8 protein-coding genes are annotated in these 12,963 nt (G+C 70.3%); 7 read left to right on the top strand and 1 reads right to left on the bottom strand.

Annotated elements, in window-relative coordinates:
- Nucleotides 1-21 precede the first annotated feature (21 nt).
- From ACTWLT_RS25220 to ACTWLT_RS25205, 4 genes are all read left to right on the top strand, one after another.
- On the top strand, nt 22-522 hold the full coding sequence (locus ACTWLT_RS25220; protein ID WP_445320538.1) for a (2Fe-2S)-binding protein: 501 nt from the start codon (nt 22-24) through the stop codon (nt 520-522).
- Nucleotides 509-1,504, top strand: coding sequence for an FAD binding domain-containing protein (locus tag ACTWLT_RS25215; RefSeq protein WP_445320491.1), 996 nt, complete (start codon nt 509-511; stop codon nt 1,502-1,504). The genes ACTWLT_RS25220 and ACTWLT_RS25215 overlap by 14 nt, the downstream gene beginning before the upstream one ends.
- A complete protein-coding gene (locus ACTWLT_RS25210) occupies nt 1,501-3,732 on the top strand; it encodes a xanthine dehydrogenase family protein molybdopterin-binding subunit (protein ID WP_445320490.1) in 2,232 nt (743 codons plus the stop codon). Before ACTWLT_RS25215 ends, ACTWLT_RS25210 begins: the two co-directional genes overlap by 4 nt.
- Nucleotides 3,733-3,991: 259 nt before the next feature.
- Nucleotides 3,992-5,086, top strand: a complete 1,095-nt coding sequence (locus ACTWLT_RS25205; protein WP_445320489.1) for a lytic polysaccharide monooxygenase auxiliary activity family 9 protein — start codon at nt 3,992-3,994, stop codon at nt 5,084-5,086.
- A gap of 110 nt (nt 5,087-5,196) precedes the next feature.
- Here the strand turns inward: ACTWLT_RS25205 and asnB are convergent, their stop codons facing one another.
- Entirely contained in the window at nt 5,197-7,158 is a 1,962-nt protein-coding gene (gene asnB / locus ACTWLT_RS25200; protein WP_252419986.1) for an asparagine synthase (glutamine-hydrolyzing), read from the bottom strand.
- Between the two features lie 133 nt (nt 7,159-7,291).
- On the opposite strand from asnB, the gene ACTWLT_RS25195 reads away from it, so the two are divergent.
- The 3 genes from ACTWLT_RS25195 to ACTWLT_RS25185 all read left to right on the top strand — a co-directional run bounded on the left by ACTWLT_RS25195 (nt 7,292) and on the right by ACTWLT_RS25185 (nt 12,903).
- Nucleotides 7,292-8,773: an aminopeptidase P family protein gene (locus ACTWLT_RS25195; protein WP_445320488.1), complete on the top strand. Its 1,482-nt coding sequence runs from the start codon at nt 7,292-7,294 to the stop codon at nt 8,771-8,773.
- Between the two features lie 297 nt (nt 8,774-9,070).
- Nucleotides 9,071-10,936 (top strand): right-handed parallel beta-helix repeat-containing protein, encoded by a 1,866-nt coding sequence (locus ACTWLT_RS25190; protein ID WP_445320487.1) that lies wholly within the window; start codon nt 9,071-9,073, stop codon nt 10,934-10,936.
- A gap of 299 nt (nt 10,937-11,235) precedes the next feature.
- Nucleotides 11,236-12,903, top strand: coding sequence for a hypothetical protein (locus tag ACTWLT_RS25185; protein WP_445320486.1), 1,668 nt, complete (start codon nt 11,236-11,238; stop codon nt 12,901-12,903).
- Nucleotides 12,904-12,963: the final 60 nt, after the last annotated feature.

The following is a 12,963-nucleotide window of genomic DNA, read 5'->3' as shown; positions in this document are numbered from 1 at the left end:
GCGCCGAACCCGGACCACGCGGTGGTCAGGGGTCCCGGCGAGGTGGAGGTTCGCCTACAGGTCAACGGCGAGAGCAGGACGACGACCATCGAGCCACGGGTCAGCCTGCTCGACGCCCTCCGTGACCGGCTCGACCTGACCGGAACCAAGAAGGGCTGCAACCAGGGCGCCTGCGGCGCGTGCACGGTGTGGGTGGACGGTCGCCGCGTGCTGGCCTGCCTGACCCTGGCGATCACCTGCGAGAACCGCGAGGTGACCACCATCGAGGGGCTGTCCGACGGGGACACCCTGCATCCGATGCAGCAGGCCTTCCTGGACTGCGACGCGTTCCAGTGCGGGTACTGCACCCCCGGGCAGATCCTGTCCGCGGTCGCGCTGCTGGCCGAAGGGCACGCCGGCGACGACACGGAGATCCGGGAGTGGATGAGCGGCAACATCTGCCGCTGCGCCGCGTACCCGCACATCCGCGCGGCCATCCGCCGCGTCCGCGACGGAGGAGGCGGCGGCGATGCGGCCCGTTAGCTATTCGCGTGCCTTCGACGTCAGCACCGCGGTCGGTGCGGTGAGCGCCGACCCGGAGAGCACCTTCCTGGCCGGCGGCACCACCCAGATCGACCTGCTGCGCATCTACGTCGAGCAGCCGCGCCGCCTCATCGACATCAACGACCTGCCGCTGAACCGGGTGGAGGAGCTGCCCGACGGCGGGCTACGGCTCGGCGGGCTGGCCCGGATGAGCGACGTGGCCGAGGCGCCGGAGCTGGTCCGGCGCTATCCGATGGTCGCCGAGTCGCTGCTGCTCGGCGCCTCCCCGCAGTTGCGCAACATGGCCACCATCGCCGGCAACCTGCTGCAACGGGTGCGCTGCGGCTACTTCCGCGACACCGAGGCGGCCTGCAACAAGCGCGTCCCCGGTAGCGGGTGCAGCGCTCTGGACGGCATCAACCGGGGGCACGCGGTGCTCGGCACCAGCGACAACTGCATCGCCACCCACCCGTCCGACCTGGCCGTGGCGCTGGTCGCGCTGGACGCCGTGGTGCAGACCGAGGGGCCGGGCGGCGCGCGGAGCATCCCCATCGACGACTTCTTCCTGCTGCCCGGGCAGACCCCGGAGCGGGAACACCCGCTGGCCCACGGCGAACTGGTGACCGGCATCGACCTGCCACCGGCACCGGTGGCCGCCACCTCCCGCTACATCAAGATCCGCGACCGCGAGTCGTACGAGTTCGCGCTCGCCTCGGTCGCGGTGGCCATCGCGGTCGACGGTGGCCGGATAACCGAGGTCCGGCTCGCTCTCGGTGGGGTGGCCACCAAACCGTGGCGGGCGCGGGCGGCCGAGCGGGAACTCGACGGCGCTCCTGCGACCACCGAATCGTTCACCCGGGCCGCGGCGGCCGAACTGGCACCGGCGGTGTCGCACGGCATGAACGCCTTCAAGATCGAGCTGGCCCGGCGGACCATCGTGCGGGCCCTGGAGCAGATGACACGGCGGGAGGCGGCGGCATGAGCCCGGCGATCGGCGGCACGCTCAACCGGGTCGACGGCCGCGCCAAGGTACGCGGGGACGCCCGCTACTCCGCCGAGGTCCCGGTGACCGGCCTGGTCCACGCCGTGCTGGTCAACGCGACGGTGGCCAGCGGCCGGATCACCTCGATCGACACCGCCGAGGCGGAGCGGGCCGAGGGGGTGCTGGCCGTGTTCACCCACCGCAACCTCGACCCGGTCGCCAGCGTGCCGAAGCTGCTCCCGTCGCTGGCCGGGCTGGCCGCGCCGGGGCAGACGTTCTTCCCGATGCAGGACGACGCCGTCCACTACTCCGGCCAGCCGATCGCCATCGTCGTCGCCGACACCGTCGAACGCGCCGACCACGCGGGCACCCTGATCCGCGTCGAGTACGCCACCACCCCGGCCATCACCCTGCTCGACCAGGCCCGGGACGAGGCGTACGTGCCCGAACGGATCTTCGGCGGACTGCTGCCCGGGCACGGGTCCCGTGGTGACGTGGCGAAGGCGCTGGCCGAGGCGGAGGTGTGCGTGGACGCGACGTACCGCTTCGCGCCCAACCACCACAACCCGATCGAGCCGTCGGCCAGCACGGCGGTCTGGGAGGACGTCGACCGGCTGACCATCTACGACTCGACGCAGGGGCCGAACGCCACCCAGTTCACCGTCGCGGCGCTGCTCGGCCTGCCACCCATCTCGATCCGGGTGGTGAGCCACGCCGTCGGAGGCAGCTTCGGCTCCAAGGCGATGATCTGGCACCACCCGGCGCTGGCCGCTCTCGCCGCCCGGCAGGTCGGCCGGCCGGTACGGCTGGCGCTGACCCGGGAGCAGATGTTCACCTCGTGCGGGCACCGCGAGGAGCAGGAGCAGCGGATCACCATCGGCGCGGGCGCGGACGGTCGCATCACCGGGCTGCGCCACCACAAGCTGTCGCTCACCTCGCGCTTCGACGACTGGGCGGAGCCGTCGTTGCAGAGCCCGGCGGTGGCGTACAGCAGCCCCCACTACGAGGGGACCTACCACCTGATCCGGGGCAACACGATCACCCCGACGTTCATGCGCGCCCCGGGTGAGGCGACCGGCATGTTCGCTCTCGAGTGCGCGATGGACGAACTGGCCGAGCGGATCGGCATCGACCCGCTGGAGCTGCGGCTGCGCAACTACTCGGAGACCGACCCGGAGAGCGGGCACCCGTGGTCCAGCACCGGGTTGAAGGAGTGCTACCAGCGGGCGTCGGAGCTGTTCGGGTGGCGCGACCGCGAGTCCCGACCCCGGCGCGAGGGCCAGTGGCTGATCGGCAGCGGCATGGCCAGCGCGCTCTACCCGGTGACCCAGCCGGTGAATCCGCAGCGCGCCCGCGCCCGGCTCTACAACGACGGCACGGCGGTCGTCGAGGCCGGTGTGTCGGAGTTCGGCACCGGGGTCTTCACCGCGATGACCCAGGTCGCCGCGGACGCGCTCGGCCTCCCGGTGGAGCGGGTGCGGTTCGTCGGCGGCAGCAGTGACCTGCCGAACGTCACGGCCGCCGTGGGTTCCGCGGGCACCAGCGCCGTCGGCTCCGCCGTACACATCGCGGCGACCCGGCTGCGGGACGAGCTGATCGGCCGCGCGGTGGCCGACGCCCACTCGCCGTTGCACGGCGCCGACCCCGGCGCGGTGGCGGTCCAGGACGGTCGGATGGTGCTGCGCGACCGGCCGGACGTCGGCGAGACGTACGCCGACATGATGGCCCGCACCCTGACCCCGGACGCGGAGGTGCTCGGCACCTGGACACCACCACCGCAGGACGCCGGGTACGGGGTGCACACCTTCGGCGCGCAGATGGCCGAGGTGGCGGTCGACGCCGACCTCGGCGTGGTCCGGGTACGCCGGATGGTCGGGGTGTTCGCGCCGGGCCGGGTGCTCAACCGCAAGACCGCGCACAGCCAGCTGATGGGCGGCATGCTGTGGGGGCTGGGCCAGGCGCTGATGGAGGCGACCCGGATGGATCCCCGGTCCGGTCGCTGGGCCAACGCGAGCCTCGGCGACTACCTGGTGGCGGTCAACGCGGACGCGCCGGACGTCGTGGTGGACACCATCGAGGTGCACGACGAGGTGGTGAACCCGCTCGGGATGAAGGGCGTCGGGGAGATCGGCGTGGTGGGTGCGGCCGCTGCGATCGCCAACGCCGTGCACCACGCCACCGGACGCCGGCAGTACGAGCTGCCGATCACCCTGGAGAAGCTCCTCTGAGGGGGAACTGACACATCGAGGGTCGGCTATTGCGTCGCGGCTGGCGGCGTGGTGGGATGACGCGTACCGGGCGGTGCGGGGGCTGCCGTGCCGCCGGTTGCCGGGTTTTTCACGCGAGGGCACCGGTCCACGACAGGGACCGTTGACGGCACGTGCCCACCGGGCGGTTCCCGCCGGGGCACGTCACCGTGATCGTCGCTATTCCACCCGATGGCGGCGGGGCGGCTCGGGCGGCGCGCCTCGCGAGTCAGGAGAACCCGTGAACCGATCCCGTACGGCCGCGTTGCTCACCGCGGCCGTGACCCTCACCCTCGGCGCCGTCGCCCTGGCGTCCAACTCGGAGCCGGCTGCCGCGCACGGCGCGGCGATGACCCCGGGCAGCCGTACGTACCTGTGCTGGCAGGATGGCAAGAGCCAGACCGGCGAGATCAGGCCGAACAACCCGGCGTGTTCCGCCGCGGTGGCGCAGAGCGGGGCCAACTCGCTCTACAACTGGTTCAGCGTGCTGCGCTCCGACGCCGGCGGCCGGACCGTCGGCTTCATCCCCGACGGGCAGCTGTGCAGCGGCGGCAACCCCGGCTACCGCGGCTACGACCTGCCCCGCACGGACTGGCCGTTGACGCACCTGACCGCCGGTGCGCGGCTGGACTTCCGGTACAGCAACTGGGCGCACCACCCGGGCACCTTCTACTTCTACGTGACGAAGAACAGCTGGAGCGCCACCCGGGCGCTGGCCTGGAGCGACCTGGAGGAGCAGCCGTTTTTGACGGTGACCAACCCGCCGCAGCGCGGCGCGGTCGGCACCAACGACGGGCACTACTACTTCAGCGGCAACCTGCCCTCGGGCAAGAGCGGCCGGCACATCATCTACTCCCGCTGGGTGCGCTCGGACTCGCAGGAGAACTTCTTCGGTTGCTCCGACGTGACCTTCGACGGTGGCAACGGCCAGGTGACCGGTGTCGGTCCGGGCGGTACGCCGCCGCCGGACCCGACGACTCCCCCGCCGGACCCGACCACCCCGCCGCCGAACCCGACCACCCCGCCGCCCGGCGGTGAGTGCATGGCCGTCTACAAGGTCGTCAGCGCCTGGCAGGGCGGCTTCCAGGGCGAAGTCATGATCATGAACCACGGCAGTACGCCGTTCGCCGGCTGGACCGCGAGCTGGACCTGGCCCAGCGGGCAGTCGATCAGTCAGATCTGGAACGCCTCCCAGACGTCATCCGGCTCGTCGGTGACGGCCACCAACGTGGCGCACAACGGCACGGTCGCCCCGGAGGGCACGACAACCTTCGGCTTCCTGGCCAGCACCACAGGCACCAACACCCTCCCCACGGTCACCTGCGCCCGCCGCTGACCCCGCCCCCCACCTGCCCGAAATGATCAAGAGGTTTGCGTCACCGGAACGTCTCCGGGTGACGCAAACCTCTTGATCGACAGGATCTGGGAGGGGGTGGGCGGTTCGCGTCAGCGGACCATGGAACCCACGACCGGCTTGGTGAGCAGGGCGGACTGGTTGCGCTGGATGCCCGGGTCGAGGGTCTTGGCCACGAAGATGGCGTGCCAGATGCAGAAGATCAGCACGGTCCACACCTTGCGGGAGTGGTCGGCCTCCTCCCGCTTGTGCTCGTCGAGCAGCCGCAGCGCGTACGACAGGTCGAGCAGGTCGCCGGCACCCGAGGTGCTCAGCACGTGCCGGGCCCACTCGTACATCTCGCCGCGCAGCCACACCCGGGTGGGCGTCGGGAAGCCCAGCTTCTTGCGGTTGACGATGGCCGGCGGGACGACGCCCTGCAACGCCTGGCGCATCGCGTACTTGGTGGCGTCCGAGCGCGGCGGCAGCTTGAGGTCCACCGGGATCTTCGCCGCGACGTCGAACACCTCGCGGTCGAGGAACGGCACCCGCACCTCCAGCGAGTGGGACATCGAGATCCGGTCGGCCTTGACCAGGATGTCCCCGCGCAGCCAGGTGTAGAGGTCGACGTACTGCATCTTGGTGACGTCGTCCAGCTCGGTGCACTCGGCGTAGATCGGCGCGGTCACGTCGGTGTAGCGCACCGAGGGGTCGTAGCGGCGCATGAGCTGCTGCTTCTCCTCCTCGGTGAACATCCGGGCGTTGCCGTAGTAGCGCTCCTCGATCGGCGTGGTGCCGCGCTCCAGGAAGCTCTTGCCCTTGACCCCCTGCGGGATCGCCTTGGAGACCGCGCGCAGCCCCTTCTGCACCCCGCCGGGCAGGCCGTTGACGGTGCCGAGGGACAGCGGCTCGCGGTAGATCGTGTAGCCGCCGAAGAACTCGTCGGCGCCCTCACCGGAGAGCACCACGGTGACGTGCTCGGCGGCCTTCTTGGCCACGAAGTACAGGGGCACCAGCGCCGGGTCCGCCACCGGGTCGTCCAGGTGCCAGACGATCTTCGGCAGCGCGTCGATCATGTCCTGCGGACCGATCTTGGTCGGGATGGTGGTGACGTCCAGGTGCCGGGCCGACTCCTGCGCGACGTCGATCTCCGAATATCCCGGTACGTCGTAGCCGACGGTGAAGGTGAGGATGTTCGGGTTGAACTCACGGGCCAGCGCGACCACCGCCGTGGAGTCGATGCCGCTGGACAGGAACGAGCCGACCGGCACGTCGGAGCGCATGTGCATGCGCACGCTCTCCCGCAGCGTCTCCCGGATCTCGTGGTACAGCTTCTGCTCGTCGTCGACCGCCGCCGGCCGGAACACCGGCCGGTACCAGCGGCGTACGTCGATCCGCCCGCCCGGGGTCCAGGTCAGGTACTCACCCGAGCCGATCCGGTTGATGCCCTTGTGCAGGGTGCCGGGCTCGGGGACGTACTGCAGGGTCAGGTAGTGGCTGAGGTTGGCCGCGTCGACGCCCGCGTCGCCCTGGTAGTTGCTGTGCGCGAACGGCAGCAGCGCCTTCTTCTCCGAGGCCAGGTAGAGCCCGTCGGCGGTCTCCAGGTAGTGCATCGGCTTGATGCCGAAGTAGTCGCGGGCGCCGAACGCGCGCCGCTCCTGCCGGTCCCAGATGACGAAGGCGAACATGCCGCGCAGCCGGGTGAGCACCTGCTCGCCCCAGAAGTGGTACCCGGCGACGATCACCTCACCGTCACCGGCGGTGGCGAACTGGGCACCGAAGTTGCGGGCCAGCTCGTCGCGCAGCTCGATGTAGTTGTAGATCTCACCGTTGAAGGTGAGCAGGTAACGGCCGTTCGCGTAGGGCAGCGGCTCGTGGCTCGACGCGACGTCGATGATGGCGAGCCGCTTGTGGGCGAACACTCCGTCCGCGTACCGGCCGGAGGCGTCGCCGACCACCTCGACCCCTGTCTCGTCGGGGCCGCGGTGGTGCAGGCATTCCAACGCTCCGGCGATGTGGTCGCGGTGCGCGGCGGCGTTACCGTTCGCGCTGAAGAAGGCCAGGAGTCCGCACATGGTGGTCATCTTTCCACGTGCGCCGTCGGCCCGTCGCAGCCGTCCGTGGTTCCGGAGCGCTCCCGGCGGGCGCTGTCGCGAACCGCACGCGCGGTACCGTCGGGACCAGCAACGACGCGGAGGGAGCGGCGCAATGACCGAGGAACGCACCGACGGTACGCCGACGGACGGTACAGAATCGCACGATCCGGACTTCCCGGAGGCGTTCCTGTCCTTCATGCGGCAGGGCTGGCGGGACACCGCGCTCCCGGTCGCGCCCCGGCCGGAGGCGCCCAACTACGCCAAGCGGCGGGCCGCGCTCTCGGCGGCCTTCCCCGGCGAGACCCTGGTGATCCCGACCGGCACCGAGAAGGTCCGGGCCAACGACACCGACCACCCGTTCCGGCCGGGCAGTGACTTCGCCTACCTCACCGGTGACCACGACCCGGACAGCGTGCTCGTGCTGCGCCCGAACGGCTCGGGGCACGACGCCACCCTGTACATGCGGCCCCGCTCGTCGCGGGAGACCGACGAGTTCTTCCGCAGCCGCCACGGCGAGCTGTGGGTGGGACGGCGGCACACGCTCGGCGAGAAGTCCACCGAGCTGGGCCTGCCCACCGCCGACCTGACCGGCCTGGAGGCGACGCTGGCCGACCTGGCACCGGGGCGTACCCGGGTGCTGCGTGGTTTCGACGCCCAGGTGGACGCGGCGATCCGCCCGTACGACGGGGTCCGCGCCGAGGGGCAGCCGCCCCGCGACCGGGAGCTGGCGATCGCCATCTCGGAGCAGAAGCTCGTCAAGGACGAGTGGGAGATCGGCCAGCTCCAGGACGCGATCGACGCCACGGTGCGTGGCTTCGAGGACGTGGCCCGGATCCTGCCGGCCGACCGGGCGGTCTCGGAGCGGCTGCTGGAGGGGATCTTCGCGCTGCGGGCCCGGCACGACGGCAACGACGTCGGGTACGGCTCGATCGTCGGCGCCGGCGAGCACGCCACGATCCTGCACTGGGTGCACAACCACGGCGCCACCCGCCCGGGTGAGCTGCTGTTGATGGACATGGGTGTCGAGGGACGCAACCTCTACACCGCCGACGTGACCCGGGTGCTGCCGGTCAGCGGCCGGTTCACCGCCCTGCAACGTCAGGTCTACGACATCGTGTACGCCTCGCAGCAGGCCGGCATCGAGACCATCCGGCCCGGGGTGAAGTTCAAGGACGTCCACCTGACCTGCATGCGGGTGCTCGCCGAGGGCCTGGCCGAGCTGGGTCTGCTGCCGGTGAGCGTGGACGAGGCGATGGACGAGAAGTCGTCGGTCTATCGGCGGTGGACGCTGCACGGCTTCGGCCACATGCTCGGCATCGACGTGCACGACTGCTCCAACGCCCGCAAGGAGAACTACCGCGACGGCACGCTCGGTGAGGGCTACGTGCTCACCGTCGAGCCGGGGTTGTACTTCCAGCCGGAGGACGAGCTGGTCCCGGAGGAGCTGCGCGGCATCGGCGTGCGGATCGAGGACGACGTGCTGGTCACCTCGACCGGTGCGGTGAACCTGTCGGCCGGGCTGCCGCGCACCTCCGACGAGGTGGAGACCTGGCTGGCCGAGCAGCGCGAGGCGGGTCCCCGCCTGCCCGGCTGACCCGTACGCCCCACGACCCACGGCGGACCCCGCCGCCGGGCCGCGACGTTTCGACGTCCGCGTGCCCGCCGGCGGGGTCCGTCGGCGTTTGCGCTGGTCACACCCTTCCTGTCAACCCGGCCGCTCCCGGCGCGCCTGCCCTGACCTGAGGTGAATGCGCGGTTTTCTCGGATACGTCCGCATCGCGAAGATGGTTCTCATACGGTGGGGATCAGAGGCTGCAACCGATTTGTAGCTGGTCGTGGCGCCTGGTGCGGTGCGACCCCGTCTGGTAGCAGGAAAGGGCGGAAGGCTCTGATGTCCAACGACGTAACGACTACCGACGGCGGGGCCTCGACGGCTCCGCCGACACGGCGAAGGCGGGCGCTCTGGGTCGCCGGCGTGGCAGGGCTGACCGGTGTGGTCGGCCTGGCCGCCCTGGGCGGCGTGGCCGCTCGGGACGACAAGCCCACCTCCGACCGGGTCTCCGATGCCCAGTCGTCGACCAACCAGCAGAACGTCAGCGACGCCGGCGGCGCGGACGAGAACGCGGACGGCGCCAAGGAGAGCACCGGCCAGGATGACGAGTGGAGCGGCGACGACTGGAGCGGCTTCGAGGACCGGTCCGGCAAGGACGACAAGGGCGACGACAAGGGCCACGACAAGGGTGACGACAAGGGTGACGACAAGGACCGTGGCAAGCAGGTCCCCTGCGACACCGACAAGCTGATCCAGGAGATCACGTTCGCCAACAACCGCGACGGCGGCGTGCTGGAGCTGGCCAAGGGCTGCACCTACAACCTGACCCGCAACGACTACGAGGGCAACGGCCTGCCGGTCATCACCGAGCGGATCACCCTCAAGGGCGAGCACACGACCATCGGCCGTGACGCCACCGCGGCCTACTTCCGGATCCTCAACGTCGGTCCGGGCGGGCACCTCACCCTCAAGGGCCTGAGCATCAAGGGTGGTCAGACCATCCAGCGGGCGATGAGCGTGGAGGCGGCGACGGTCTGGGCGCCGTACTCGCCCTCGGTCCGGACGACGGCGGCGGCGGACCAACTGACCAAGCCGGCCGCCACGACGGCGGCGAAGCCGGGCGCTGCGGCCAAGCCCGCGGCAGCGGCCAAGCCCGCGGCGGCAGCGGGCAAGCCCGCGGCGGCAGCGAGCAAGCCCGCGGCGGCAGCGAGCAAGCCTGCAGCCGCGACGAAGGCCAAGCCCGCGGCGAAGCCCGCCACGACAGCAGCGAAGCCGGCAGCGGCTCCGGCCAAGCCCGCTACGGCCGGGCCGGCGGCGGTGCCGCTGGTGGAGGAGCCCGGGTTCAACGACGGTGCCGGTGTGCTGGTGCAGCCCGGTGGCCGGGCGGAGATCCTGGACAGTGAGCTGCTCTACAACCAGTCCGGCGGCAACGGCGGCGGGTTGGCGAACTTCGGCACCACCAAGCTCAGCAAGACCACCGTGGCGCACAACACCGCCTTCTTCTTCGGTGGCGGCATCTTCAACGCCGGCGTGCTCCAGGTCGACGAGTCGAAGGTCAAGGACAACAACGCGATCATCGGCGGCGGCGGTATCGCCAACGGCGCCGCGGAGATCTTCACCGATGACGTCGACGGCGGGTCCGTCTGGGTCTACAAGAGCGAGGTCTCCGACAACCGGACGCTCGGCTTCGGCGGCGGCGTTCTCGACGTCGAGGGCACCACGACCCTGCACGAGACGACAGTCAGGAACAACACGGCGCTCCTCGCCGGCGGCGGCGTCGCGGTGGCCGACAGTCAGCTCACCCTCAAACACGCCACGGTGGCCGGGAACAGCACCGCCGGTGTGGGTGGCGGCCTGGCGGTCGCCTTCGACAGCACCGCGACCGTGGAGAACAGCGCGATCAAGGACAACACCGCCGGGTTCTTCGGCGCCGGCCTCTTCAACGAGGACAGCGTCACCACGCTGCGCGACAGCGAGGTGGTGGGCAACCGGGCCGTCGGTCCGTTCGCCCGCGGCGGCGGCATCTTCAACACCGAAGGAGGCGAGGTCACGCTCCACCGGACGAAGGTGGCGCACAACTTCTCCACCCTCCCGCCAGGGGGCATCTTCAACAGCCTCGGCGGCACCGTGACGCTGGACGACAAGTCCGCGGTCACCGCCAACCGCCCGACCAACTGCTTCAACGTTCCGGACTGCTTCGCCTGACCGGTGGGGCTGATCCACATAGAGGGTGCGCCCCTCTGGGCCGGTGACGGCTCGGAGGGGCGTACCTGTTTGGGCAGGTCAGAAGGGCCGACAGCCGGCTTGTGGGGCCGCGTGCCCGGCCGGGGTGTCCGGGGGGTCCCGGCGGTACATGAACCGAATGTGGGCTTCTTTCGGATAAGCCCGCCAGGCGAGGAACATTCTCATACGGTGTTTTTGGGAGCTACAACCGATTTGTAGCAGGGGACGTCCGTCTGAGGGCGGCGACCCTGTCTGGTACGAGGAGAGGGCAGAGAGCTCCGATGTCCAACTACCTAACGAACAACGAAGCCTCCGGGCGGGCGACGGCCAAGCGCCGCCGCAAGCTCTGGCTCGCCAGTGGCGTGGCCGGATTGACGGGCGTGATCAGTCTCGCGGCAGTGGGCGTCGCGGGCAGCGCCGGAGCGGTCGGCGGCCTGAACTGGAACACCGCACAGGTCAGCAAGGACGGCGACCAGCGCGGTGACGAGGGTCGCGAGTGGGAGAAGGACCGGAACGAGGACCGGGACAGGGACCGGGACAAGGACCGGGACAAGGACAAGGACCACGAGCGCGGGAAGGAGGTGCCCTGCGACACCGACAAGCTGATCCAGGCGATCACGTTCGCCAACAGCAAGCACGGCGGCGTGCTGGAGCTGGCCAAGGGCTGCACCTACAACCTGACCCGCAACGACTACGAGGGCAACGGCCTGCCGGTGATCACCGAGCGGATCACCCTCAAGGGTGAGCACACGACGATCACCCGGGACGCCACGGCCGACTACTTCCGCATCCTCAACGTGGGTAGCGGTGGCCACCTCACCATCAAGGGCCTGACCATCAAGGGCGGCCAGACCCTCGAGCTGTACAACAGCGTCCAGCCGGCCGACGTCTGGGCGGCCTACTCGGACTCCGAGGCGATCGCGGCCCAGGTGAAGGCGGGCGTCCCGCTGAACCAGGCGCTCACCACGCGGCAGGCCAACCCGAAGGCGGGGCTGAAGGCCGCGCCGAAGGTCACACCGAAGGCCGCTCCGACGGCTCGGGCGGGCGTCGTCACGCCGCTCGTCGAGGAGCCGGATGAGAACGACGGCGCGGGCATCCTGGTCCAGCCGGGCGGCACCGCCGAGATCCTCGAGTCCGAGGTCGTCCTCAACCAGTCGGGCGGCAACGGCGGTGGCGTGGCCAACTTCGGTACCACGAAGATCTGGCACAGCACCGTGACCCGCAACACCGCCTTCTTCTTCGGTGGCGGCGTCTTCAACGCCGGCGTCCTCAAGGTCGAGGAGTCGAAGATCAAGGACAACGTCGCGATCATCGGCGGTGGCGGTATCTCGAACGGCGCCGCGGAGATCTTCACCGATGACGTCGACGGCGGGACCGTCGAGCTGAAGAAGAGCGAGATCAGCGACAACAAGACGCTGGGCTTCGGCGGTGGCCTCCTCGACATCGAGGGCAACACCACCGCGTACGAGACCAAGTTCGTCTCGAACACCGCGGTCCTCGCTGGCGGCGGCATCGCCGCGGCGGAGAGCCAGATGAACCTGCACCACGTCACGGTGGAGAAGAACAGCACCGCCGGCGTGGGTGGTGGCCTGGCCATTGCCTTCGACAGCGCGGTCACCGTGGAGAAGAGCTCCATCAAGGACAACACCGCCGGCTTCTTCGGCGGCGGGGTCTTCAACGTCGACAGCGTCCTCACGCTGCGCGACAGCGAGGTCGTCGGTAACCGGGCCATCGGCCCGATCGGGGTCGGCGGCGGCATCTTCAACATCTTCGGCGAGGTCAACCTGTCGAAGACGAAGGTCGCCCACAACTTCTCCACCTTCGCTCCGGGCGGTGTCTTCAGCTTCTTCGGAGAGGTGAACGTGGACGACAAGTCCGCGATCAACGCGAACCGTCCGACGAACTGCCTGGCCATCCCGGGCGGCACCATCGAGAACTGCTTCGCCTGATCACCCTCGGGTGACGTGCGGCCGGTGACGTCCGCACGACGGCCAGCAGAGGCGAACCGG

The sequence above is a fragment of the Micromonospora yongxingensis genome (assembly GCF_052601155.1).
The sequence above is the reverse complement of the archived record's forward strand: the minus strand, read 5'-3'. Positions and strand labels throughout refer to the sequence as shown.

Excerpts from the sequence above, each read along its gene's own strand:
- ACTWLT_RS25215 (WP_445320491.1), top strand. The coding sequence starts at position 509 with ATGCGGCCCGTTAGCTATTCGCGTGCCTTCGACGTCAGCACCGCGGTC.
- ACTWLT_RS25210 (WP_445320490.1), top strand. The coding sequence starts at position 1,501 with ATGAGCCCGGCGATCGGCGGCACGCTCAACCGGGTCGACGGCCGCGCC.
- asnB (WP_252419986.1), bottom strand. The coding sequence starts at position 7,158 with ATGTGCGGACTCCTGGCCTTCTTCAGCGCGAACGGTAACGCCGCCGCG.
- ACTWLT_RS25195 (WP_445320488.1), top strand. The coding sequence starts at position 7,292 with ATGACCGAGGAACGCACCGACGGTACGCCGACGGACGGTACAGAATCG.
- ACTWLT_RS25190 (WP_445320487.1), top strand. The coding sequence starts at position 9,071 with ATGTCCAACGACGTAACGACTACCGACGGCGGGGCCTCGACGGCTCCG.
- ACTWLT_RS25185 (WP_445320486.1), top strand. The coding sequence starts at position 11,236 with ATGTCCAACTACCTAACGAACAACGAAGCCTCCGGGCGGGCGACGGCC.